At 39.9% G+C, this 23,899-nt stretch carries 24 protein-coding genes and 1 tRNA gene; 4 read left to right on the top strand and 21 right to left on the bottom strand.

Annotation, left to right across the window (positions count from 1 at the left end):
- Positions 1–2 precede the first annotated feature (2 nt).
- Positions 3–1,052 carry a GGDEF domain-containing protein gene (locus tag VXK47_RS08535; protein WP_435548352.1) on the bottom strand — a complete coding sequence of 350 codons (1,050 nt, stop codon included), beginning with the start codon at positions 1,050–1,052 and terminating at the stop codon, positions 3–5.
- A 215-nt stretch (positions 1,053–1,267) separates the two neighbouring features.
- A tRNA-Pro gene (locus tag VXK47_RS08530) sits at positions 1,268–1,344 on the bottom strand.
- 291 nt (positions 1,345–1,635) lie between these two features.
- On the opposite strand from VXK47_RS08530, the gene VXK47_RS08525 reads away from it, so the two are divergent.
- The gene (locus VXK47_RS08525) at positions 1,636–2,484 is read left to right on the top strand and encodes a hypothetical protein (RefSeq protein ID WP_435548351.1); all 849 of its coding nucleotides are present in this window, start codon (positions 1,636–1,638) and stop codon (positions 2,482–2,484) included.
- A 149-nt stretch (positions 2,485–2,633) separates the two neighbouring features.
- On the opposite strand, the gene galT is transcribed toward VXK47_RS08525, so the two are convergent.
- The 5 genes from galT to VXK47_RS08500 are packed head-to-tail and all read right to left on the bottom strand — an operon-like array spanning position 2,634 to position 7,120.
- Entirely contained in the window at positions 2,634–3,641 is a 1,008-nt protein-coding gene (gene galT / locus VXK47_RS08520) for a galactose-1-phosphate uridylyltransferase (RefSeq protein WP_435548350.1), read from the bottom strand.
- A 23-nt stretch (positions 3,642–3,664) separates the two neighbouring features.
- Positions 3,665–4,879, bottom strand: a complete 1,215-nt coding sequence (locus tag VXK47_RS08515; protein ID WP_435548349.1) for a glycosyl transferase — start codon at positions 4,877–4,879, stop codon at positions 3,665–3,667.
- Position 4,880: 1 nt separating this feature from the next.
- Entirely contained in the window at positions 4,881–6,131 is a 1,251-nt protein-coding gene (locus tag VXK47_RS08510) for a glycosyltransferase (protein WP_435548348.1), read from the bottom strand.
- Complete coding sequence (locus VXK47_RS08505; RefSeq protein ID WP_435548347.1) at positions 6,128–6,952, bottom strand: HAD-IIB family hydrolase; 825 nt, start codon at positions 6,950–6,952, stop codon at positions 6,128–6,130. The genes VXK47_RS08510 and VXK47_RS08505 overlap by 4 nt, the downstream gene beginning before the upstream one ends.
- Before the next feature lie 33 nt (positions 6,953–6,985).
- Positions 6,986–7,120 carry a hypothetical protein gene (locus tag VXK47_RS08500; protein WP_435548346.1) on the bottom strand — a complete coding sequence of 45 codons (135 nt, stop codon included), beginning with the start codon at positions 7,118–7,120 and terminating at the stop codon, positions 6,986–6,988.
- A 73-nt stretch (positions 7,121–7,193) separates the two neighbouring features.
- Here VXK47_RS08500 and VXK47_RS08495 point away from each other — a divergent pair, with 73 nt between their 5' ends.
- The 3 genes from VXK47_RS08495 to VXK47_RS08485 all read left to right on the top strand — a co-directional run bounded on the left by VXK47_RS08495 (position 7,194) and on the right by VXK47_RS08485 (position 9,753).
- Positions 7,194–8,543, top strand: coding sequence for a glycerate kinase type-2 family protein (locus tag VXK47_RS08495; protein WP_435548345.1), 1,350 nt, complete (start codon positions 7,194–7,196; stop codon positions 8,541–8,543).
- Between the two features lie 8 nt (positions 8,544–8,551).
- Positions 8,552–8,917 (top strand): hypothetical protein, encoded by a 366-nt coding sequence (locus VXK47_RS08490; protein ID WP_435548344.1) that lies wholly within the window; start codon positions 8,552–8,554, stop codon positions 8,915–8,917.
- 245 nt (positions 8,918–9,162) lie between these two features.
- Complete coding sequence (locus VXK47_RS08485) at positions 9,163–9,753, top strand: hypothetical protein (RefSeq protein ID WP_435548343.1); 591 nt, start codon at positions 9,163–9,165, stop codon at positions 9,751–9,753.
- A gap of 72 nt (positions 9,754–9,825) precedes the next feature.
- On the opposite strand, the gene VXK47_RS08480 is transcribed toward VXK47_RS08485, so the two are convergent.
- From VXK47_RS08480 to VXK47_RS08415, 14 genes are all read right to left on the bottom strand, one after another.
- Entirely contained in the window at positions 9,826–11,280 is a 1,455-nt protein-coding gene (locus VXK47_RS08480; protein ID WP_435548342.1) for a class I adenylate-forming enzyme family protein, read from the bottom strand.
- Positions 11,274–12,707: a B12-binding domain-containing radical SAM protein gene (locus VXK47_RS08475; RefSeq protein ID WP_435548341.1), complete on the bottom strand. Its 1,434-nt coding sequence runs from the start codon at positions 12,705–12,707 to the stop codon at positions 11,274–11,276. The genes VXK47_RS08480 and VXK47_RS08475 overlap by 7 nt, the downstream gene beginning before the upstream one ends.
- A complete protein-coding gene (locus VXK47_RS08470; protein ID WP_435548340.1) occupies positions 12,704–13,891 on the bottom strand; it encodes an FAD-dependent oxidoreductase in 1,188 nt (395 codons plus the stop codon). The genes VXK47_RS08475 and VXK47_RS08470 overlap by 4 nt, the downstream gene beginning before the upstream one ends.
- A gap of 3 nt (positions 13,892–13,894) precedes the next feature.
- On the bottom strand, positions 13,895–15,214 hold the full coding sequence (locus VXK47_RS08465; RefSeq protein WP_435548339.1) for a hypothetical protein: 1,320 nt from the start codon (positions 15,212–15,214) through the stop codon (positions 13,895–13,897).
- 5 nt (positions 15,215–15,219) lie between these two features.
- On the bottom strand, positions 15,220–15,474 hold the full coding sequence (locus VXK47_RS08460) for an acyl carrier protein (RefSeq protein ID WP_435548338.1): 255 nt from the start codon (positions 15,472–15,474) through the stop codon (positions 15,220–15,222).
- 164 nt (positions 15,475–15,638) lie between these two features.
- On the bottom strand, positions 15,639–16,325 hold the full coding sequence (locus VXK47_RS08455) for a hypothetical protein (RefSeq protein WP_435548337.1): 687 nt from the start codon (positions 16,323–16,325) through the stop codon (positions 15,639–15,641).
- Positions 16,326–16,335: 10 nt separating this feature from the next.
- Entirely contained in the window at positions 16,336–17,379 is a 1,044-nt protein-coding gene (locus VXK47_RS08450; protein WP_435548336.1) for a beta-ketoacyl synthase chain length factor, read from the bottom strand.
- A 17-nt stretch (positions 17,380–17,396) separates the two neighbouring features.
- Positions 17,397–18,563 (bottom strand): beta-ketoacyl-[acyl-carrier-protein] synthase family protein, encoded by a 1,167-nt coding sequence (locus VXK47_RS08445; RefSeq protein ID WP_435548335.1) that lies wholly within the window; start codon positions 18,561–18,563, stop codon positions 17,397–17,399.
- Complete coding sequence (locus tag VXK47_RS08440; protein WP_435548334.1) at positions 18,560–18,856, bottom strand: phosphopantetheine-binding protein; 297 nt, start codon at positions 18,854–18,856, stop codon at positions 18,560–18,562. The genes VXK47_RS08445 and VXK47_RS08440 overlap by 4 nt, the downstream gene beginning before the upstream one ends.
- A 24-nt stretch (positions 18,857–18,880) precedes the next feature.
- Positions 18,881–19,825, bottom strand: a complete 945-nt coding sequence (locus VXK47_RS08435; RefSeq protein WP_435548333.1) for a hypothetical protein — start codon at positions 19,823–19,825, stop codon at positions 18,881–18,883.
- The gene (locus VXK47_RS08430) at positions 19,826–20,560 is read right to left on the bottom strand and encodes a glycosyltransferase family 2 protein (protein WP_435548332.1); all 735 of its coding nucleotides are present in this window, start codon (positions 20,558–20,560) and stop codon (positions 19,826–19,828) included.
- Entirely contained in the window at positions 20,547–21,920 is a 1,374-nt protein-coding gene (locus tag VXK47_RS08425) for a lipid biosynthesis B12-binding/radical SAM protein (protein ID WP_435548331.1), read from the bottom strand. Before VXK47_RS08425 ends, VXK47_RS08430 begins: the two co-directional genes overlap by 14 nt.
- Positions 21,917–23,191 carry a B12-binding domain-containing radical SAM protein gene (locus VXK47_RS08420; RefSeq protein ID WP_435548330.1) on the bottom strand — a complete coding sequence of 425 codons (1,275 nt, stop codon included), beginning with the start codon at positions 23,189–23,191 and terminating at the stop codon, positions 21,917–21,919. Before VXK47_RS08420 ends, VXK47_RS08425 begins: the two co-directional genes overlap by 4 nt.
- A 34-nt stretch (positions 23,192–23,225) precedes the next feature.
- Positions 23,226–23,897 carry a hypothetical protein gene (locus tag VXK47_RS08415; RefSeq protein ID WP_435548329.1) on the bottom strand — a complete coding sequence of 224 codons (672 nt, stop codon included), beginning with the start codon at positions 23,895–23,897 and terminating at the stop codon, positions 23,226–23,228.
- Positions 23,898–23,899 lie beyond the last annotated feature (2 nt).

The raw sequence follows: 23,899 nt of genomic DNA, 5'->3' as shown, positions 1-23,899 counted from the left end.
ATTCATCCCTGCCAAACAATCCGGTTACGACCACTTTGCTTTGCCATATAAAGTCTTTTATCAGCCAGCTCAATAAGATTGCGGGCATCTACTTTTTCCAGCTCTCCGGCTGACGCAACTCCGATGGATATAGTTATATTGATACGCCGGCCATTATATACAAAATCGGTTTTTTCAACTTTTTTTCGCAATCGTTCAGCAAACTCCCGGCCATTATGGATACTTCCATGAGAAATAGCATAAAATTCCTCACCTCCATACCTGCCGATTTCATCTTCGATTCGTTTTACGGATGTAATCACTTCGGATATATTGCTGAGAACATAGTCGCCCGCCTGATGCCCATAAGTATCATTAACCGATTTAAAACGGTCTATATCAATCATTAAAAAGATAAAATCATTCAGATGGTTTCTGTTTACCTGACCAATATTGATTTCAAATATTCTTTGGAGTATTTTTCTGTTCGGAAGTTTTGTCAGCTCATCAATGTAGCCGATCTTTTCAAGCAAATCTTTTTGCTCCATCTCCTTTGTTACATCAGTAAGACATCCAATGGAAATGCAGGTGTTATCTTTTGAATATGTTTCTATATTAGCCCGGTCTTTGAGCCAGATAATATTATTATCATTCAGGGCAACCTTATATACAGCCTCAACAATACCGGACCGCTTACTTTCTTCCCTTAAACCGATCTGACAAACCAGCAATTCATCCCCTGATATGATTTCCTCTTTAATTTCCCTATTATAATCAAGATATTTATAGACCCTTCTGTCTATTATACGGTTGCGGAAAACCTCTGCTATTTCATTTAAATCACATTTAAGCAGTTTAATAAATTCTGATCCTGCAAATTCATACCAGATAATTTTATCATTTTCGTTCCATGCAGCAATGTATGGTATTACCGGAGCACCGGAATCTTCAAATGCCTTAAAAGACATAATATATCCAGCTACTTTTTCCTTAAGCTCAGCAGAGTAATCCCCCACCAATATTCTACCGTAATATTGCCAATCAGGAATATAAAATTGACCATTTCCGGCCATAGAAATGCCTCCGATAAGAAATGAAAATTGAGAATAGAAACAACGGTGTTTCATTGGGTTTGAATATCCCGGCTTGAAGCAAATTGTCAAGATCAAAGGGGAGTTATAATATATTAATCTTTATAACCAACGGATATCATAAGCAGGATTATAGCTATTAAAAAAACCCATAAAAAAAAGGGCTACGGAAAAACCGTAACCCATAATTTTCTTTCTGGTCGGGGCGAGAGGATTTGAACCTCCGACCCCTTGAACCCCATTCAAGTGCGCTACCAGTCTGCGCCACGCCCCGACAAGGGTTACTCATTTAACACTTTGAAATCGGCGTGTCAATAGGTGAATAAACCAAAATCATTGTAAACGCATTTGAATATTTATGCTCGGTGAATAAACAAAAAAATAATACAGGTGTTGAAATTTATCTAAAAATTAATGTAATAACGTCGGGAAGCTTTCTTGCCGGCAAACATTTAGCCGTATTGATTCCGGAATGAAGCAATCTGAGATAGTCCATGATTTATCTATCTGCAAATTATATCGAATAACACATATTTATTATTGAATGTATGCCAAAAGGAGCAGGATGCTTACGCTTGAAGATATGGATAAAACAGCACCGGGCGGTGTTTATCTTTGTCAGGTAAATGATAATGTGTCCTGCGGTGCATGCTGTGGCTTATATAATGTTGCTGATTTGTCCCGCGAAAAATTAAACCAAATGCTTTCGGACAGAACGGATACATTTTTAAACATAGCGCGCGAAATTGATGCTATTGTTGAATTTGGGGAAAATATACTGGCGGCACAAACCAAAACAAGGCCGTATCCTGAATTTTATCACTGCCCTTATATCGGCTTTATCGGAAAAAACGGAAAGCGCGTCGGATGCCTGTTGCACCCGGCGGCAGAGGGAAACAAAAACGTTGATTACAGGGGGCTTGGTTACTATGGAAGCATGACCTGCAATATTTATTTTTGTCCATCGTACACAAATGTTTCTGATAATTTTAAAAGGTTAATCCGTGATGCATCGCAGGACTGGTATTCTTACGGACTTCTCATAACAGAATCTGTTCTCATAAATGCCTTTCTTACAGAAGCCGAAAAACGCATTCAAAGAAAAATTGATGAAGAAAATATAAGACTCAACCCGGACTTTGCCGGTGTAGTAAGAGAATTTATAAACCTGAAGGCATCCTGGCCTTTCAGGCCGGCTTCTGATACGCCGGCAAATTATTTTTTCAAAGATAAACTTTATGCAAAAAAGGATAACGATTATTCCAAAACAAGATCCTCCTCTTTTACTTCCAGGTTTGATACAATTTTAAAGGAGCTTGGCTCATCTTTTCAAACGGATGAAGAAATCAAACAAGCTGAAGCGATGATAGAATCGCTTTTGAAAAAATTTCAGGAATCTACTGCAAACGTTTGAAAGAAACCCGGCGATCTCAAACCAACCCATATGCCCGGGGCAGGCACAACGAAGCATGAGGAGACAGGAGACAGAGTAACCATGGTATTTTTTTTCTTCTGTCTTCTGTATTCTGACGCCTGTATTCTAATATAAAATGCAACAATGGTCTATCCGTTTAGAAAGGCGGCATCATCTTCAGGAAGCGACGGGTTTATACGGATACCGGATCCCATTTCAAAACCGGCTGGGGTGGTCAGGCGCGGCTGGATATGGACATACCAGTGCAATGCTTGTGCCTCCAGCACTTCAGCAAAAGGGATAGAGTGGATGACGAAGTTGTAGTCCGGATCATTTAGCTTAAAACGAAGGCATGCAATGACCGATTGAAGACTTTCAGCCAAACCGGCCTTTTCATTTTCCGAAATATCTCCGAAATTGCCCCGGTGAGTCTTAGGCACAACCCATACCTCATAGGGAGTTTCGGCTGCATAAGGTACAAAGCCGATAAAATGGTCGTTCGCAAAAAGTATGCGCCTGCTATCTTGAATTTCATCGTCTATAAGCCTGCAAAACAGGCATCGGCCTGAAGTATTGAAGTAAGAAAGGGCTTGCCTTTTACGATCCATAATTAACCGCGGAACAAACCCTGCGGCGATAATCTGAGAGTGCGGATGAGCAAGGGACGTTCCGGCTGTGGCCCCATGGTTGCGAAAGATCAATACAGTCCTGATACCTGGACCGGCGGCCAGATCGCGATATCGCCGGTTATAGACTTTGATGAGGGATTGCGCCTCCTCTATTGATAATAAACCAATTGGGCGGTCATGGTACCGGGACTCGATGATTACCTCGTGTTTTCCGATCCCTCTCATAACCCGGTAAACCCCTATATCTGATTCGATGCTGTTTCCTTCAGGAGTCAGCGCAGGATAGCGGTTCGGTACAACCCTTACCGTCCAGTTATTGGAATTGTCTGTCACCTCAAGAAGTATTCCAGGCAACATATGTTCATTGCCCGGACAAAATGGACAGGATGGCTCATGGCTTAAGACCGGCGGTGTATGAACTCCGGTCTGAGACCTCATCTCGTCAGGTCTCGTCCGCCGGGAGGTGGCATAAATCACCCATTCGCCGATAACCGGATTGTATCGCATCTCATTGGTTGTCTTATTCATAATGCTATGATTCTGTGGCTTGCTTAATCAAAAGTATTGTCGCGCTCAACGCATTCTTTGAGCCTGTCCTGAAAATCTGGTATAGCCGCTGAAACCCTTGCCCAGGCAGGCAGCATCGGAATACCAACAGGGTCATCAACAAATTCACGTATCGCGCAGCGCAATGAATCTACAAAAGCTTCAACCGCTTCGATTTCGGTGTGCCGGTCATAGATGAGACCGTTGATTAACGATAAGGCATGATACTTTTCAATCGATATCCGAGCCTCCTGAATATAGGAAGTGAGCAAAGTTCGGAAAAAAGCGGTGCTTAGTACAACTCCATCCTGGGAAAGAACACGGAACAGGGCTTTGGCTATGTCGCTTGCCATGCGGATCAGTCCTTCAGCAGGGCGGTTTTTTTTCAGTATCTGATGTTTGTGTTCGTAGTAATCGGCAATTTCCACCTGGCAGATTCGGTTTACCGAAGCTCGCTGGTATATCTCACTCAGCAATGAAACTTCGAGTCCCCATGTAGGAGAGATTCTGATACCCATGGCAAGGCTGGCGATCATTGCAAACTCTCCGGACAGAGCATATCGAAAATTGTCCAGATAATAAAGAAATGGGGTTTTCCCTAAAATATGCTCAAGCGTATGGATCAATGGCGTGTAAAAAAGTCGCGTGACTCTGCCGTATAGTCTGTCGGTAACCCTGGCATAATACCCCTTGCTGAATTCAAAGTCAGTGCCGGGGTGGATTACAGGGTAAATCAGGCGGGCAAGCATCTCCCTGCTGTAATTAACGATATCACAGTCGTGAGTGGCAATTGCATCCACATCGCGTTCAGAAAGAATATAGCCCAGCGTCATCCAGACAGACTGCCCCTTACCGGGGTTATCGAGTCGAAAATCAGCATTTCTCAGTTCCTGATAAAGCGCCTGCATTCCAGGGCCGTCGTGCCAGATAATCCTGACCTCAAAAGGCAGGGTGGACATGAATGCGCTGGCCTGCCGGAACTGAACAGCATCCGCACAATCAAGCGAAAGGACTACCATATGCAGGTAGTTCACTTTTTTTAGCTCTTTAATGATCCCGAAAATAGCCTCAGACTCGAATTCCGAATAAAGAGCGGGCAGCAAAAGAACTATATTTTTTCGTTTTGCGATCTTCATGATTTCAGTTTCAATATCTTCAAGAGGCCGGTCTCTTAACCGCTGCAAAACAGTAATTGCGCCATGTTGCCAGAAATCCGCCATATTAAGCACCTTTCTTCCAGATATTGAGGAGATACCCTTTCATCTTTTCAAAAACGATGGCATCTTCATCGAAGTGCTTCTCGCATTCTTTCTGGTTCTTCTCCTGCAGTTCGTTTATCATGGAAGCCACACGCGCATAATACAGAGGTATCATCGTGTCAAATATCTTCATCCTCTGCCGGGGAGTTACCTGATAGGCGGCAGCATAGCGGTACACTGTCCGCACCCAGGATTCTATCGGCAAACGAAAATCATCATTCCCATTGCTTTTAACCAATGTTTTATAGACTTCCAAATCCCGCTCTTCCAGAATATTTCGCCAGATGCTTTCAAAGTTTCCGAATCCCAGCCGGAAATATTCAACCAGGCTTTCCCTGTCGATTTCGAAAGAAGGCGGTTCCTCCAAAACTACTTCCCCCAGGATGGGAACCTCATGTGATTCTTTTACTTCTTTCCAGAATGATTCATATGTATCCATTAATGTAAAGATTGTACCTACTACCTGGCGAAACATGGGCCCGAGATCCCCTGCCGGATCCTTATGGCCGTGAATCTTAGGACCAAGCCTGCTCTGGCAGATTTTATATCCATTGATAATTGCCGTTGTTGTCATGTAGATATCGATTCCGAACTTTGCCACATCCGTTTCCCATACATCCTGATCCAGATAATGCTTGGCCAGAGAAGGCGATATTCCGAAATCACCGCCTATGGGCTGGCGGATTTTCAGACCGAATAAGGCTCTGGTCAGGTTGTAGGCTATGGTGTTGGTGATCGTTCCGTCCAATTTGTAGCGACGGTAGTGAGGAGTTACGAAATCATATCCCTGGAAAACCGGTTGCAACATGCTTTTGATCCATGAAGGATTGATTGATTTCAGGTCAGAATCAAATACCGCAATTGCTTTGGCTTTCAGAAAATTAGCTGCTTCAAATACAGCTCTTAGCCCGGAACCTTTTCCGGGAAGACCGCGGTATATGGTGACAAGCTTTTCTATGTTGAAGGAGTTGATCTCCGTTCGCCGGGCAATTTCACGTGTATCATCTGTGGACCCGCCGTCCGAAACCATAATAAGCGATTTTGAATCGGGGTAGTGCATTTCGATACCTTTGGCAATCGTTTTAAGTACATGCGTCAGGAATGCGGCGCTTTGATAACATGGCACACCCACGACGATATCGACGCTACCAAGACTTTCTATTGTTTCTCTTGCGTGCTCCCTTAATGCGGATGAAAACCGTGAAGCATTCATCTGTCTATACTCCTTTCATTCAGGTTTTTTAATACATTCAGTATAGCGTCATTCCATCCTCTGCTCCCCGGCTTATCGGCTTTAATAAGGTTATGAATATCAATTTCTTCAAATGAACCGTCGATGCGCGGGAGAAGAATGGGAATATCAACACTCTCAAGCATCGTGATGTCGTTAGCGCTGTCACCCAATCCTACCGTGACTGTTTTCCCGCCGATGTTTCGTGAAAATATCTCTTTACATATTCGGACGGCGAAACCTTTGTCTTGCCGATTACTGATAAGATGGAAAAACCGACCGCCGGAAGTTATCTTTAATCCCTGTGATGCTGCGATCGGAACCAACTCTTCAATCATTGATTCATCTTCTATAAGAAATGGTTCGGTAAATTCCCGCTGCCTGGCCATTAAAGCCTGCTCAGGGGTTAACCCTGTCAGAAGTGCGATTTCCTCAACACTTAAATCGCCAAACCCTTTTAAATTGAATCGATCCTTTATGGAGCGCATAAACTGCCTGATTTCGCTATACTCAGATCCCAGTTGAACAACAGTGTAAGGAAAACGTCTAATACCGGCGTCAATTTTAAAGTTCAAATAATTGTCCGGGAAAAAAACAGCCGCTCCATTTTCAGCAATAAACGGCTCACGAATCTGCATGTAGCTTTGCAGCGCCTCGATTTCCGGACGTGTTTTACTGCTGGTAAAGATCAGTGGTATCTGCCGGCTGCGAATCTTTTCCAGCGCAGGATGAGCCGCCTCGTAAGAATAGTCTTTATGATTGAGCAGTGTTCCGTCTAAGTCTGTAAAAACCAACAAATCCAAAATACTGTGCCTCCGCTTTTATCTGCTTGTAAATTATGCCTGGCGGTCAACCGGATGTTTTTTGGCTATTGTTTGTTCTTTCAGTGCTGATCTCTTTTCAGGGTATATATCTTCAGACCAGGCAAAAATGTATTTATTTATATTATTTCTTAATGTAATATTTATCATATTGTAATGCCAATAACAACCCATAAATTATGTTTAAATAAACACTGTGGCGCCGGAGAATCTTAAAAAGGATATGAGCTTTAAAATGCAAGCAGATGCCAGATTGATATGGGAAGCCGGTTTAGGCGCTGTTGATCCAGAACGGTTGGCCACCGGTGCCGTATCGGTTGTTGCCGGTAAACTTATCATCGGTGCCCACTCATTTGAACTGGATGCGATAGAGCGTATCGCAGTAGTAGGCGCCGGCAAGGCAGGCAGAGCTATGGCGGAGGCAATAGAATCCATTTTAGGTCCGGAGCTGATCGCAGAAAAGAATCTGAGCGGAATAGTCAATGTCCTGGACAAGGATGCCGGCAAGCTGTCCCGAATCGTGCTTAACGGAAGCCGCCCGACAGCATCGGCGTTTCCTACGCCTGAGGGCCAGGCAGGTACAGAATCCATGCTGGACATAGTTAAGTCCTTGCATGATAACGATCTGGCTATCTGTCTTCTTAGCGGTGGAGGCTCTGCCATGATGCCGGCTCCTGTAACGGGTGTAAGCATAGACGCAAAACGGAAAGTTACTAAACTTCTCAGTGAAGCCGGCGCTACTATCTCACAGTTGAATACAGTGCGAAAGCACCTTTCGAGGGTAAAGGGCGGACGGCTTGCAGAGCAATGTTCGGCCGGCGCTCTCGTAAGTCTTATTATCAGCGACGTCGTAGGCGATCGGCTCGATACCATAGCATCCGGACCAACTGCTGTTGATAAGACTTCGTTCGCTGATGCATTACGTATTGTCGAAAACCCCGCCATTTTCGACAGAGTTCCCAAAGAAGTACTTAATCACATCACAAAGGGCGCGAATGGAGCGATACAGGAAACCCCGAAGTCACTGCCCCCATCGATCATAAACCTCGTGCTCGGCAACAATGTTGTTGCCCTTGCTGCTGCTGAAGAACAAGCAAGTCGGCTCGGGTACAATGTTTTGAACCTCGGTAGCCGTATCGAAGGTGAAGCCAGGGAAGTGGCAGTTGTACTTGCAGCGATTGCCTTGAGTATCAAGCATGAAAGTAAGCCGCTCCGGCCGCCTGTTTGCATCCTGGCGGGCGGTGAAACTACCGTATCGGGAGTGGCTCCCGGCGGGAAAGGAGGTCGCAACCAGGAACTGGTGCTCGCAGCGCTGGAGCATCTGTCCGGGTGGGGAATGGACGGAATACTGATCTGGTCAGCCGGTACAGATGGCGAAGATGGCCCAACCGATGCGGCCGGCGCATTTGCAGATGAGAGCATTATGAATGCTGCACACAGACAAGGCCTGATTCCTCAACACTACCTGGCTGAGAGTCGCTCCTACGATTTTTTTGGAAAAGCCGCAGGTCATATCAAAATTGGCCCCACGGGAACCAACGTCATGGATATCTGCATAATTCTAGTAAGTTGAATGGAACAATGACAGTAAATATAATAATTACAATTTGCGCTTTATTGATTTTTGCATACATTTTTGATATTACTTCTTCAAAAACAAAAATGCCTTCCGTCATATTACTATTGATATTGGGATGGTTAGTGAGGCAAGGTGTAAATTTGTTTGAATTTTCAATCCCTGATTTATCGCCTTTACTTCCTGCTTTAGGTACAATCTGTTTGATTTTAATTGTGTTAGAAGGTTCATTGGAGTTAGAGCTAAATCAATCTAAATACACAATAATAGGAAAAACTTCAATAATTGCTTTGTTGCCGATGTTATTCATGAGTTTCTGTTTAGCATATGTTTTCAATATGTTGAAGGTACTACATTCAAAATTGGATTAATAAATGCCGTTCCTTATACAATAATCAGCAGCACTATTGCTATACCGACTGCCAAATACTTAATTGCTTCAAATAAAGAATATATCACCTACGAAAGCAGTTTATCAGATATTTTTGGCGTAATATTTTTTAATTTCATTACACTTAACGATAATATCTGCACTCAGTCTGTCGGGCACTTTTTATTACAATTGCTAATTATTTTAATTATTTCAATTGGTTGTGCATTATCACTTGCATTTCTGTTGAGCAAAATCAAACACCACGTAAAATTTGTTCCGATTATTTTACTGATTATTTTAATTTATGCTATTTTAAAAACATACCATTTACCGGCATTGATTTTTATCTTGTTTTTCGGTCTGTTTATTGGAAATTTAGACGAACTGAAGCGTTTTAAATACATTGATAAATTGCACCCGGAAATATTAAATAATGAAGTAAATAAATTCAAAGAATTGACCGCCGAAATGACTTTTTTAATTCGTTCATTGTTTTTCTTGTTTTTTGGCTATTCTATAGAAACTTCTGAATTATTAAATACAGACACTTTAATTTGGTCAATAGCTATAACAGTTGGAATATTTGTTTTGAGAGCTACGTTTTTAAAACTATTCAAGTTACCTGCAAATCCATTACTATTTATAGCGCCAAGAGGGTTAATTACTATTTTATTGTTTATGTCCATACCATTGAACCACTCTTTAAAAATAGCCAATAAATCTCTTATCATTCAAGTAATAATTTCAACCGGATTTATAATGATGTATGGTTTAATTAAAACCAAAAAAGTTGAACCAAAAATTGTAGAAAATGAAAGCAACCGGTCTATTTAAAGAATATTTTACAAGCAAAAAATCAGGTGAAGTAATATCAGCAGGTCATCCTAATGGTAAAATATTTGACCGTTATGCATTGCCAACAGCTCCCCATCTTTTTAATTTACCGCTTGCTGTTTTTTCAAGTATTTTTACCGGATTAATTTCTTTTGGAACCTTGTATGAAGGAAGCATACTATAACAAAATCTGCGTATCTCGTTTGTATCAAAATCTGAATTTACCTCATCTTTAAATACAATATCTGCACAGGGAAGTTCACCATATCGCGGGTGTGAAACACCGTAAACAAAGGATTCCTTAACAGCCGGATGCCGGTTCAAAACGGATTCCACCTCTTCGGGGAATATTTTCATGCCGGTAAAATTAATGACATTTTTATCTCTTCCCGATATGTTAAGAAAGCCGTCATTATCGATACTTCCAAGATCTCCTGTTTTAAACCAGCCGTTTAACAAAACTTCTTTTCTGTTTTTCCATGGGGAGAAATAGGCATCAAACAATCCCTTGCCTTTAATAAAAAGTTCTCCTGTTCTATTTCCATCCGGGTTTTCGATTTTTATATCATAATCCGGCAGAACCTTTCCGGCAGAACCTCTTTTTGCTTTAATGCCGGAAAGGTTGACAAACGGAAGGCCGACTTCAATTATGCCGTATGCTTCACAAAGCTCAAACCCGAACCTGTCATAAAATTCCGACGCCGTTGATTGGGGCAGTTTCATGGCGGTCGATATAGCAATGCGAACCGTTGATAAAAGATCAGATGAGAGGTCATCCGAATTTGCAAGTACGTGGTAATGAAAAGGAGATGCATAAATAAATGTCGGCTTAAATATTTTTATACTATCAAAAAACGACTCAGGAAATAAAGAGCCGCAGAGAACTATTGTTGAAGCCCGCCTTAAAAAAAGAAGGATTGTTACAACAAAATGGTAGCTCATGGAAAGCACCCATATGACGATATCTTCAGAAGTCATGCAAAGCGCTTTGTCGGCAGCATCCGTTCTTTCAATTATGGATTCATGGGAAAGCACGACCCCTTTACTTTCGCCCGTTGTGCCGGATGAAAATCTTATGAAGGCAGGATTTATAGCATAGTAATCATCTGAAACATTATCTTCAGAATTTCTTCTGTGTATAAAAAACTTTTTACCATTTTTGAATCCTGAAAAAATGATCTTAGAATCTTTAATTAAATACGGCGAGTTATCAAATATCAGGTAATTAATATCTATCATTTTTAAAACAGTTTCCGTTTCATCCCATGAAAGAGATGGCGATACCGGGACAACCACTGCTCTGGCGGAAAGTATTGCAAGGCTGATAATAATATAATCAATGCTGTCATTGCAAAGCATAGCAACCCTGTCCAACGGTTTTATGCCGCAAGCTTTTATCCTTAAAGCCAGATTTTGTGCACTATTAATAAGCTCTTTATAAGATATGCTCTGATTACCTTCGATCACCGCAATTTTTGTGCGATGGCCATATGTTTCTTTTTTTATTGTTTCAAAGATATTTACCATCTCTTATCCGTCAGATAATCTTTATAAATATTATACAAGGAAAAAATATATTTTGTTCCACCAGTAATAGCTCTGTAAAGATCCTTTAACGGAATTTTTATTTTATTAACCCGTATAGGGTTTGAACGTAATGCAAGACTGTTTAATCTTCCAAAGTGCTGATAAAAACGCTTTAAAGGAAGCCGGGTAGGAAGCACGGAATGCATGCAATCATAGAACCGGTAAGGATCACAGATAAATATTTTTTTATTGTCATACCAGGATGTTGTACCTGGAGATGGCGAGAGAACTGTAAAAGTAACTTCGGCCGGACATAAGCCCTTTACTTCTTTTTCAAGCCGCTTAAAGTCATCACGGGTAAAATCAGGATGAACGATAAATGTTGCATGAAGTGTTATGCCCAATTGTTTTAAAATTTCGATTGCTTTTCCGTTTGTTTCAACATCTGTACGTTTTGAATATTCATCAAGGCGGATTTTATCCATGGATTCAAGACCCACATAGATTAATTCAAGACCGGCTTTTTTCCATATCCTAAAAACTTCGGGATATTTAACTATTGTATCGCTTCGTGCCCAGCTTATATATTTCTTTTTAATGCAACGTTCTATAAGAAGCTCTGCAATCCTGGCAACCCTTTCAGGATTTAAAAACATTTCATCATCTACAAAATATATATGCTCTTCAGAAATAGCAGCTATCTCATCTGCAACATCTATTGGACTTCGCTGCAGGTATTTGCCATGCATAAGAAAGGGAATAACACAGAATGAACAGGAAAAAGCACACCCTATGGAAGTTCTGAGACTTGCAACCCTTGGAAACATTGTGTCGAGTTTTCCCGACTGGCTTGATGTCCATACACAAAAGTACTTTGATCTTTGGACAAGATATCTTCTTGGACGCGGTATTTCCTCAACAGAAGGATAAACAGGCGGCGCAAGTTTTGTTTTTGCCTCAAAATCAGGATCTTTGGGAGAAAGAGCCCGGTTGTCGTAATGCAATGTTTCACCTTTTTTAAAACGGCGAAGCATCTCTTTAATTACTGTTCCCCCCTCCCCTCTTACTATAATATCTATCTGGTCAACAGCATAGTCTTGCGGAAGAAGTGTAGCATGAACTCCTCCGACACAAGTTATTATATACTGGTCATAATTTCTGACCATTTTTGCCAGCTTTTTTATAACATCAACATTAGTACTGTATCCTGAAAATCCAACCATATCCGGAGAAATCCGGACAAGCTCATTTAAAAAAAATTCAAGCGGATTGCTCTCAATACTCAAATCAAGAATAAATACTTCATCTTCCCGGGAAACGCCTCCTGCAACTATCTCAAGTTCAAGAGGTTCAAGATGCAAAAAACCTTCCTGGAGACGTTTTGCAACCAATAATTCAGGATAAGGTTTGACAAGCAGTATTTTCATAAAGTATTACCGGACAAACTATTCACCGCTGCAAGCCCTGCCTGTTCACCTATAGATATACAGGTTCCCATAACTCTTGTTGAACCAAGCGCCTCAGACGATACCGAAATACAACGCCCGGCTCCGTACAGGTTTTTAATGTTTACAGATTTTAAACAGCGCAAGGGAATTTCGTAAAAGTCTCCTGCTTTAATATACTGGTATGTTGGCCCTTTATCCTGATTCCACAACTCTATCGGCCAGGCATTTTTTACCACACCATCGTGAAATTTACGGGCTGAAAGCACATCTTTTTTTGTAAGAATATATTGGCCTGTCATTCGCAATCCTTCACGTTCAACAATTGCATCAGAGAACTTATCTATAAACGAATCCTTAAATGAAACAAGAGAATCAGCAAGGATTTGATGAACTATTACAGCATGTTTTCCGGCCTCTTGTATATTTTCAAAATTATTTTCAAAGGGAAGATTTATAATACAAAATCCTTCATCATCAATATTTCCCGGATAATATTTGCTAAACTTTAAGTTTGCCGGAAGCTTTTTTTCGGTAACGGCACGAAATATATAATAAGGAACACTTACAGGAAAAATGCCGGATGGATTTACGATCCCTTTTATTTTAAAACAAAAACCTGCAAGCTGACGTTCATTTGCAGGTGAAAGCTCATATGCTGCTCCACTGAGACGGATTACCGCTCCATCTCCGCTGCAATCTATAACAGAACGCGGATAAATTACCAACTGCTCATTAAGCTTTTTTGCAGACGCAGTTTTTATACTGCCTTGTTCAGTTATTACCGAATCAAGTTTGCTTTCATAGAATATTGTAAGACCGATTTGATTATCACTTAAGTTCCTTAGCACTTTCAACAAATCTTCAGTTGCAAAGGGGAAAACATAAACTTTACCCATCCGGATCGCTTTTGTCTTTGGGGCAAGACCTTTCAGCATAAGACATATTTCTTCGGCAATACCACCGTTTAGGGTATTTACCGGAGCATCTGAGTCTGAATTATAAAGACCGCAGATATAACGGTGCATAGCATGGATCGCAATTCCGCCGGGAAAGCTGTTTTTTTCGATAAGAACTGTATCTGCACCTTCACGTGCAGCTTTTACAGCAGCTGCAATACCGGCTATTCCTCCGCCCGCAACAAGAATATCGCAGAAAATATCCATTTTTTATTTTACACCAAGCCTGGATTGTAACAGACTTAATATTTCTTCAGCTTCTTCATCTTTTAACATGCCGTCCAGGTATGAAAGGATTACGTTCATTCTTTCATTGGAGCGCTGGAAGAATATGCCGATGCCCGGAGGAACGGGAACTCTGGGCATATGAAACAGGTTAAGAATATTGTTTCCCATAAAATCACCATATGTATAAACAGCTTCTCCGAGATAAGAAAAACTAAAAGATGCAACCTGTCCTTTTAAATATATTTTCATAAGTCTGCCAAGCAGTGACAGAGGCGCTATTCTCATCAACATGCTTGCTTTACATAAATCACCGGGGAAATCCGCTTTAACCTGATTATACATCTGTTCTTTAACTGAGTTGATTAAACCGGCAAAATCTTCTGCAATATCAGCTTTGATCTTGAAAATTAAAAAAGAAACATTATTAAAGAAAAACTGCTTATTTTCTTTTTCCTGCTTTTTCATATTAATTGATACAGGTATCACATAATCACCGGACGATATCAAGCGCCCGGCAAATATCTTATGAAAGCAATATACCGATGCTGCCAGAGAATAAGGCATAAGCATCAGATAGCCTGCTTCATTAAAAGCATTTTCACTTATTGTATCAGCATCTTTTTTGTCAAAAGAAAGAATTTTGAATTTAAAGCCGTTTGTCACGGCAGGAAGAGGAAATACACGCGGAGGAATTTTGTCCGCTATTTTAAGAAAAGCCCTGTTTACTCTCTGACCGGCCATAAATTTTTCCATCCACAAATTAAGATGGGCAGGCTCAGGCGCAATTTTACAACCAGATTGAGTCTTTTCTTTCCATTCTTTTTGAAACAAATTAAGGAAAGCCTCGGCATTTGCCGCATCGAAGATAAGATGATCGAATCTCATAGCGATAAAACTTTTATCGCCTGAATTGATCAGGAAAAAGGCCAGATGATGTCTTTTATTATTAAAAGCAGTATTAATCTTATTTTCAAGATGTTTTATAATAACTTCAAAAGAAGCGCCGTTTTCAACTTTCATGTAATCAAACAGCACATCTGTTTTCCCGGCAGGCGGAACTTTCCAGTAAGGAGCAAGGTTAATATCTCTTGAGGCATATCCATATAAGACCGGATATTTATTTATAAAAGAATTAAGGCGACCAAAAAGCTCACCGGCATTAACTGTGCCAAAAACCTCTATTACTATCTGAGACATAAAGTCTGCACCGGTTTCTTGAATTGTCATGTAATTTAATACATGAATAATCCAGTCGATTCCGGTAAGATAACGCCTGGTTTTAGAATATGGCAAAGAAAGCATTTAAACTAAATCAAATCGTTAATTTTTAAAGACAGGGATCTGATCGTTTTAAAATCATTCCTGGTTAAGCCTGATTCCATCAGCTTTATATTAAATTTCTTTTCCATAATAACCAGAAGTTCAACAAAACCAAGAGAATCAATACCCATTTCATGCAGAGCAACTTTGGGATCAATTGCAGCTTTATCTTTTGATAAAATTGCGGCAACCTCTTGTATCAGAGCCTCTTCAATAACTTTATTATTGCTTTCTTTGTCCATATAATTAATTCTTTCTTGACCATTAAAATAAAAGTCAAAAATCGATTTTTATTAAGTTTTAGCCATAAGATGTCAGCTAATTAATCTCAAAAACCTGATTTGCTGAATAATCAATACGCAAAACCTTACACTTAACACATAACACCTAACACTATTTATCCGGCTTATAACTCATCTTCATAATTTTCTTCTATTTTCAGTTTTTTTTCTTTTATTTTATCTTTTTTTGTTCCGCCTGTTTCATCAACATCAGACCTTAGAATTCCGGGATATGGAGCAGGTCCTATAGTTTCAATTTTAAAAACCTTGTCTTTTTTAAAATATACATTAACTTTGTGCAAACGTGCATACCAGTAATACCAGATATCGCTTGAGAGGCGGGGTGTTTTATGAGCAGGGGGATAACCGTAAGCCATTATCACAGCCTTCTTGCTCATTCCCACGGCAATAACTCCTTTTTTGATATTTTCAAGGTCAGCTTCAGTTGCCTGATAGTAATCCCCGTCGCCTGGCTTTACTTCTTCAGTAGAAAAATAACGGTTAAAAAGCCTGTCGGTGCTTATTATACTGGTTTTTTTATGATTTATAATCGTAAACATTTCTCCGCTTCCTACCGGAGTAAAATGAATTTTACGGTCTTCTATGCTATGAATTATTACTTTTGTTCCTATAGGTAAAATATTGCCTCTATGGTAATTTGTGGATAAGATATCGTTAGTCTTTTCATACCAGATATTTGTCTTTGTATAATATGTTTTTCCGGGAAAACCGGATGCAAAAACGGAGGAAAAAGTAAAAATTATAAGAACCATCAGAACAGTACAAATTAGATTTATGTTTTTTACTTTCATAGCAACTCCTTTATTTTTGTAAGTTAATAATTGATATTTTATCAGACCTGCAAATTCTGACACAATTTATTCCTGTTATATTTGCTTCTTTTGTTGAGGGACATAGGTTAACCTGTATTCGGTTATCCAAAACAGGACTTTTGTAAATATGCTGATTTTTCAACATAAGACAGGCAGCCGCAAAATTAAACGCACTTCCTATCTTCATGCTGCCAAAAACAGGTGAATATCCGGCTACAGGCAAACCATTAGCTGTTATATTTTCATAGCCTGATTCATCCCCTGCCATACCGTCGGCATCGATAATTGTTATATCATAATTATTCTTTATTTCTCCAATAAAAGAAATTTCCGTTACTTCAGCATAATTATTATTGCATTTTTCATCAGATAACACAAAAAATACTCCGCCTTCACCTAAAACGGAAACAGGACAATCTGAAAACATGAAAGGCCTTATTTTTCCATCCTCAGCTGTTTTCATTTTAATCTTACAGGCATATTCCATTACTGTGCTTAATTCATCAACGCATCCGAATAAAACATGCTTGCATCGTTTTTCTTTAAGCCATGATTCTGCAAGAAGCAAAGCATTTTGAAACGGATATGAAAAGTCAGTAAGAGTTACTGTTGGGCCACAGCTGCCAAGAACAGTTGATATATATGATGCAGCAGCATTGTGAACGGAGTTTGAGAATTTTGTCGGCGATACACCGGCATCTCCATAATCGAGTATATCATCAATAAAGCTAAAAGTTGTTGTGTGCGGACCAAAAGCTGTAGAAAGTATTATTCCCAACGTTTCATTATTATTTAATGTTATGCCGCTGTCTTTGAAAGCATCAAAAGCAGAATAAACAGCCATTTTGCTAAACTTGTCCGCTCTTCTTATTTTTTTTGACAAAGCTGCATCAGATAATACTTCTTTAGCTACCCGGTATGCCGGAAATGAATCTGTCCAAAAAGGATCAGTCCAACCCTGCTTTAAGGCATTTTCAAAACGATCAATGCCCCGTCCGCGTGTAAATATAATTCCAATTCCGGAAATAAACATAATTAAATAAGTTCTTTCTAAGCCTTTTCCATAACAATCACAGCATTGTTTCCCCCAAAAGCAAGTGAAGTTGATACTGCATAAGATCCGCTTATGCCTGTATTGGCCGTAACAGGGCTTACAGGAATTTCATCTCCTTTGGAAACAAACCCGGCGCTTGCAGGTATCCATCCATGTTTTAGCGCTGCCGCAGAAAAAACAGCCTCAATCCCTCCCGCACCACCAAGAGTATGGCCTGTATATCCTTTTGTTGAAAAATATCTTACATTTTCACCAAAAACTCTTGATAAAACAGTACTCTCCACTTTATCATTATCAAAAGTTCCTGTACCATGAGCATTTACAAAGCATACATCATCCGGAGATATCATGGAATCGGACAAAGCTTTTTTTATGGCTGATTCAAGCCCTTTTCCTTCAGGATGCGGTGCAGTAAGGTGATAGGAATCCGCAGCGGATCCATACCCTGAAAGATACAATAGCGGGGTTTTTCCTCTTTTAATATAAAATTCTTCCCTTTCAAGTATAAGTATTCCCGCCCCTTCACCCAGGTTAAGGCCTGTCCTGTCTTTATCAAAGGGAGCACACAAAAAATTGCTTAAAATTCCCAAAGATCCGAACCCGCAAAGAGGAACGCGATTGAGTTCATCTGCTCCTCCGGCAATAACCATATCACAATCACCTGACCTTAACCAGGAAAGAGCTATTCCGATTGCATCGGTACCGGAAGAACAGGCGTTTACAACTGTAACAGACGGTCCGGTTGCTTTTATCTGATAAGCAAGCGCTTCAGAAATATTTCCACGCAGATAACGGTCAACCGGCTTTAAATCAACATTTCCGTATTTTTTAAAAGCGCTGTAAAATTCAATATCATTAAGCTGGCTTGCTACTGTAGTGCCTAAACAAACGCCTGCTTTAATATTTGAAGAAAGAGGCAGCAAAAGCCCTGCATCCTTAAAAGCTTCATCAGCCGCAGCAGCAGCAAGACAGAAAGTGCGCAAGCCTTCCATCCCGGCTTTTTCATATAGATGTTTTACTTCAAATACAGGATAGGGCAATACATTTGGAAAAAGAGAAACCGGTCCTGCGTTTCTTTTTCCGTTTTTCATGGAACTAAGGCTTTCTTTAAGATTTAAGCCTGCAGCTGAAATTGTTCCTATCCCGGATATTACCACCTTCATGATGCAGTATTGGGTATTCCGGTATTTTCAAATACATACCGTGCAAGAGTTTCTATGGAATAAAATATCTCTTTTCCCTGCTTCATATCTTTTACTTCAAGACCGAAATTTCTCTGGAGCAGCACTACAATTTCCACCGCATCCAGAGAATCAAGGCCAAGACCTTCCCCAAAAAGGATTTCATCGTCTGCGATCTCATCCGGCTGTATATCTTCCAGTGAAAGACTTTCAATCAGCAGCTCTTTAAGAAGCTTCCTGATACCAGCCGGATTCATTTTATTAACTTCTTCCATCAACTATTCTCCTTCATTACCTCTTTATTTTTCATCTTTCCATATGTCATGAAAAAGAAAACACTGATACGGATTTATGTTTACAAAATCCTCCAGTATGTGTGCGTATTTCTGTATCCACGGCACAAGCTTTATTTCTTTTTTCCTGCCGCTGCCTTCAGGATAAAGAATGTTGGTAACATCAACCACATATTCATAAGCTGAAACCTTTGCCGCAAGCAAAACCACAACCGGGCACTGCGCCGACGCCGCTATTGCAAAAGCGCTTAAAGGAAAATATGCATAATCGCCTAAAAACCTTACTTTAGAAGCTTTGGCGCCATATCTCCTGTCTCCCATTATCGAAACGATATGCCCTTTTCCAAGTGCGTTCATGATTTCAATCACTCCGCCAAAATCCTGCTCGGGTGATATGATATTTATATCTCCTTTTTCATATCCTACATTTAAAAAATCCCGTACGGCTTCATTATCTTCTTTACGCATCAGAAGAAAAACTTTTTTGCCCAGTTTATTAAGAGCAGTAAGCGCTATCTGCCAGTTTCCAAAATGAGATGTAAGCAAAATTACGCCGCGATCAGAATCATTCAAAATATTTTGAAGCTGATCAAAACCGTTAAGTTTTATATCAAAAACATCTTTTTCCGTACAGACAACGGAAAAACGGTCTATAAGTTGTCTTCCCTGACTTACAAAAAGTCTGTAAATATGAAAATATTGTTTAAAATTCCCACTTTCAGGAAATCTCTTTTCTATATATGACCGGGCAGAAGATACGGCTTCTTTGTCAAAAAAAAGATAATAAAGAGATACAAAATGCAACAGGCCATATGCTCCATAAAGTCCGGAAACACGGATAAATATCTCAAAAAACCAGAAACCGGGCCTGTTTCCTCTTTTACGTGAAACCGGCTTTTTATCGGCATCTTCCTTTTGCTGATCCGGTTTTTCATCATCCGCCAAAAGCAATCACATCTCCTTTTTAAATAAAATCAATTGTAAAAGACGTCTGCCGACAAGCCTTGTATGCATAAGAGAAATACGGACATTATCTGTTACCGGTTTGAAAGCCGAAACCCTTTCATGAGGTTTTGGGTACCAAACATCTATATCCACTGTCTTTATTTTAAGTCCTGCCCAAACTGCCCTTGCCAGAATTTCAGCTTCAAAATCATAGTGCGAACCATAAAACTTCATCTTTGAAATAAATCTTACCGGATACGCCCTAAAACCGCTCTGGCAGTCATTTATGGTAATGCCGGTTTCAATGCGCAGCCAGAAAGAAGCAAATTTTCTTCCAAACCGGCTTGATTTCGATACATTTTCAATATTAAAATTTCTGCATCCAACAACAATGGCGGATTCATCATCTTGTAAAAGTGGTATAAATTTTTTCAGATCTTTTGGATAATGCTGGCCGTCCGCATCTATTGTTATCATAAAAAGGCCGCCTTTTTCTGCTATATAATTCATAGCAGTATTTATAGCCTTTCCTTTTCCCATGTTTTTTCCATGACTTATTACTTTAATTTCCGTTCCTGCAAACACTTGGGCAATATCTGCATCCGTGCTTCCATCATCTACAACAATAATATTTTTCAAGTACAAACTGCATTTATCGGCAACACCTTTTACCGCAGCGCAATTGTTATAAACCGGAATAACACACCAGATCCGGTCTGTTATAACATCACTTTCCGGCATTTGTTCTATGCTTTCTTGTTTTTTTTCCGCCAGGAACAAGCATATCCCAAAGAGATCCTGAATAACCAAGTTTGTGCAAAAACTGCAAGCTTCCATCCATGGCATCAGGAGGAAAAACACAATTTCTTATACCGCTAAATCCGTCTGTAAGAGTTTTTTCAAGCCATTGCCTTTCAATTCCGGGAGCAATATAATATATTGATTCAAGAAGAGAATCATCCGGTAAAACAAGGCCTTCATCAACTGCTATCCTGTGAAGGATAGTATTCGGAAGTATCCTGATACCCATAAAAATAAATGATACCGTATTTTTAAGACTTTTTATGTTTTCAAGCCCTTCTATCACCGTATCTCTCGTTTCACCCGGACAGCCAAACATATAAAAATGTGCCGTTGCCACCTGGTGCCTTGCAAAAAGATCATTACATAAAGCAATATCTTTGAATCTGAATGGTTTCCCAAGCCTTTTTAAGGTAGTATCAGTGGATGCATCTGCGCCTATTTCAACCGCTTTTAGCCCGGTTTCTTTCATAAGAGCAATATGCTCGTCTTTTAATCCTTCGGGTTTAAAAAAAGCTGTCCAGGGTATATTTATATTTCTGTTTTTCATTTCGGAAACAACTTCAAGGTAAGCCTCATCATCGTCATTAAACACCGAATCAGTAAAAAATATATAGCCAACCTTGTGATCGTTTATCAAAGACTCTATATCGTTTACCACCGATGCCGGATCACGCAAACGAACAGCAGCCCCTTCCAGAAGAGGATAAGAACAGTAAATACATTTATGATTGCAACCGCGTTTTGTCTGAACGGAAGCTATGTTTCCGCTTTTTAGATAAAACTGCATGATATCCGGATCGTAACAGGCAGATGGTATTTGTTTTCCTTGCAGAAAATTTGATGACCGGATGCAGCGCTTTTCCGGATATATTCCTTTTTGCGCATCATCGGCGAATTGAACCATCAGGGATTCACCTTCTCCTGCAATCCCGTAATCTGCTCCGATTTTGTCTAAGACAGCTTCAGGCATAATCGAAAATCCCGATCCACCCATAACAACAGGCACGCTGCTTACCTGGCGGACTCTTTTAACAATCTCTCCGACGGCATCTATATAACGCTGCTCGTTTAAAAGGTTAACATTATCTATGTTTCTCATCGATATGCCGATAATATCCGGAGAAAAGGATCTTATTTCATTTTCAATCGATTCTAAGGACATATTGTTTTGAAGAAAATCGATTTGGCGCACCGTATGACCTGCATTCTTTAATGTACTGGAAACCATTGCTATTCCCAGCGGATAAACATAATATGGCGTGCTGGCAACATTTGCGCCAATCAATAATATCTTCATATTTTTTCGGCCCCGCTTTTTGAAAGTTTTCTTTTTCGTCCGCCTGCAACAGAATATTTTTTATATGTTCCGTCGAGTTTTTCTTTTTCAATTACTTTGATAAACAGCTTTGCCATCTGGATTTCCTTGCACATCTTTGAATAAAAGGTATCCCAGGCGTATTCATACATTTTCTGAAGTGAATCAACACTCATCTTTGCGGGTTTGAAGACAACTTCATCAGCGGTATAACGAATCCAGTCATTATGAAGAATCCTGTTTTCTTTTTCAAGTTTTGCTCTTATCGGTGTGTGAGGAAACGGGGTAAGGATCGTAAATTCAGCAAGATCAAGATCAATATCAAACAGAAAATCAACGAGTCTTTTTATATAATCTTCGTCATGATCGTCTGTTCCAAGGATTATAGTGCCTTCAACGCCGATGCCCCTTTCTTTTAAGCGCTTTACTCTGTTTCTGATGTGATCGGAGGTGTCGACAATCGCCTGATAAACATACCAGCAGCCGGCTTTGGCGGCAAGATCGAGAATTTCATCATCATCTTTTATAGGATGTGATATCCATTTCTTTTTTAATGGAGTTATGGCTTTAAACAGGGCTTTTTCCCACTCATCATCCTGGGCCAAAGAATTATCAACAATAAACAAACGATTATTTTCTATGCTTTCAATTTCTGCAACTACTGCATCAAAAGGCCGCGGTCTGAATTTTCTTCCCCCAAGATATGGCGTACAGCAGGGAAAGCAGTTAAACCGGCAGCCGCGGGATGCATGTATAAGATCAACCATCTGAACGCCGCGGAAATTATATTTTTCCCGGTTAAGTATGCTTCTTCTTGCATTTCCTATAAGAGATGTTTCAGGAAAATCATGATAAAAATCATATAATTTTTTAAGTTTTCCGTTTTCAAAATCACTTATAACATTATCAAAATGACCTTCGGCTTCTCCCACAAACACTGAATCTGCATGAAGCATAGTCTCATCAACATGCAGCATTGTTGCTATCCCGCCAAATATCACTTTTTTACCTCGTGCCCTGTATTCATCAGCTATTTCCCAGGCACGGGGTATCTGGCATGTAAGCATAACAGAAAGAGCAATCAAGTCTGCATTTTCATTAAAATCAAGTTGATCAATATTTTCATCGCAGAATGAAATTTCTATATCATCTCTTACAGCCGCTGCAAAAACCACCGGTCCATGAGGAGGAAGGTTAAATTCCGGCTGGTTTTTTAATTTGGGCCATTTAGGATAAATCAGTTTTATTTTCACAAAATTCCTCTTATTAATATGCAGATACTAAAATCTATCTCAAATCTGTCAGAGCTGATATCATTTCATCAAATGATGATTTTTCTGCTGCAGAAATTACATTTTCAAGTGTTATGCTCTTTTTGTTTGAAATATCATCTTTATTTTCCAGAACAAAAGATATGGCATCGGATTCTTCGGCTTTAACCGCAAGCATAGCTGTGGCTTCTTTCTCAATAATGCTTCTTTTGGCAAAACCAAGAAGAGATGATATTTTTTTTTCCTTAAAAGACATATGAAGCAATGGGCCGCTTAAGCCAAAATGAATCGCAGCTTCTGCCAGAGGTGTTGATGGCAGCGTATATACAAAAAGGTTTCCCCTTGCAACTATTCTCCCGCTGCCGATATAATCCTTATAGTAATTAATATTTGATTTCAGACAGCCTTCTTCATTGGTGCCCATAACTCCCATATCCCTTTTATCGGCATGTTTATGATCATTGGAATAGGATATCCCGGCGTCTTTTAAGGCAAGGGCTGTACAAAAGCAGGTGGTCCTTGATATCATATCGAATCTGCCAAAGTTTTTTACAGGGTACAAAAAAATTGATTCATTTTTGAAACAGGAATGCAAAGAATCAAAGCCTTCATGAGATTTTTTATCTTTTCCTATTATACATCCATATTCTTTATGGTTAACCCAGCCTATGCCGGTTACAACAATCATGA

Source organism: Desulfobacterium sp. N47 (assembly GCF_051233685.1).
GTDB lineage: Bacteria > Desulfobacterota > Desulfobacteria > Desulfobacterales > RPRI01 > RPRI01.
Note: the sequence above shows the minus strand (reverse complement) of the source record. Positions and strands in the feature narration are given on the sequence as shown.

Excerpts from the sequence above, each read along its gene's own strand:
- VXK47_RS08500 (WP_435548346.1), bottom strand. The coding sequence starts at position 7,120 with ATGATAAATATTACATTAAGAAATAATATAAATAAATACATTTTTGCC.
- VXK47_RS08515 (WP_435548349.1), bottom strand. The coding sequence starts at position 4,879 with ATGGCGGATTTCTGGCAACATGGCGCAATTACTGTTTTGCAGCGGTTA.
- VXK47_RS08430 (WP_435548332.1), bottom strand. The coding sequence starts at position 20,560 with ATGCCGGAAAGTGATGTTATAACAGACCGGATCTGGTGTGTTATTCCG.
- VXK47_RS08425 (WP_435548331.1), bottom strand. The coding sequence starts at position 21,920 with ATGAAGATATTATTGATTGGCGCAAATGTTGCCAGCACGCCATATTAT.
- VXK47_RS08535 (WP_435548352.1), bottom strand. The coding sequence starts at position 1,052 with ATGGCCGGAAATGGTCAATTTTATATTCCTGATTGGCAATATTACGGT.
- VXK47_RS08455 (WP_435548337.1), bottom strand. The coding sequence starts at position 16,325 with ATGAAAGTAAAAAACATAAATCTAATTTGTACTGTTCTGATGGTTCTT.
- VXK47_RS08440 (WP_435548334.1), bottom strand. The coding sequence starts at position 18,856 with ATGGAAGAAGTTAATAAAATGAATCCGGCTGGTATCAGGAAGCTTCTT.
- galT (WP_435548350.1), bottom strand. The coding sequence starts at position 3,641 with ATGAATAAGACAACCAATGAGATGCGATACAATCCGGTTATCGGCGAA.
- VXK47_RS08525 (WP_435548351.1), top strand. The coding sequence starts at position 1,636 with ATGCTTACGCTTGAAGATATGGATAAAACAGCACCGGGCGGTGTTTAT.
- VXK47_RS08490 (WP_435548344.1), top strand. The coding sequence starts at position 8,552 with ATGACAGTAAATATAATAATTACAATTTGCGCTTTATTGATTTTTGCA.
- VXK47_RS08445 (WP_435548335.1), bottom strand. The coding sequence starts at position 18,563 with ATGAAGGTGGTAATATCCGGGATAGGAACAATTTCAGCTGCAGGCTTA.
- VXK47_RS08495 (WP_435548345.1), top strand. The coding sequence starts at position 7,194 with ATGAGCTTTAAAATGCAAGCAGATGCCAGATTGATATGGGAAGCCGGT.
- VXK47_RS08450 (WP_435548336.1), bottom strand. The coding sequence starts at position 17,379 with ATGTTTATTTCCGGAATTGGAATTATATTTACACGCGGACGGGGCATT.
- VXK47_RS08415 (WP_435548329.1), bottom strand. The coding sequence starts at position 23,897 with ATGATTGTTGTAACCGGCATAGGCTGGGTTAACCATAAAGAATATGGA.
- VXK47_RS08460 (WP_435548338.1), bottom strand. The coding sequence starts at position 15,474 with ATGGACAAAGAAAGCAATAATAAAGTTATTGAAGAGGCTCTGATACAA.
- VXK47_RS08470 (WP_435548340.1), bottom strand. The coding sequence starts at position 13,891 with ATGGATATTTTCTGCGATATTCTTGTTGCGGGCGGAGGAATAGCCGGT.
- VXK47_RS08480 (WP_435548342.1), bottom strand. The coding sequence starts at position 11,280 with ATGGTAAATATCTTTGAAACAATAAAAAAAGAAACATATGGCCATCGC.
- VXK47_RS08510 (WP_435548348.1), bottom strand. The coding sequence starts at position 6,131 with ATGAATGCTTCACGGTTTTCATCCGCATTAAGGGAGCACGCAAGAGAA.
- VXK47_RS08475 (WP_435548341.1), bottom strand. The coding sequence starts at position 12,707 with ATGAAAATACTGCTTGTCAAACCTTATCCTGAATTATTGGTTGCAAAA.
- VXK47_RS08465 (WP_435548339.1), bottom strand. The coding sequence starts at position 15,214 with ATGCTTTCTTTGCCATATTCTAAAACCAGGCGTTATCTTACCGGAATC.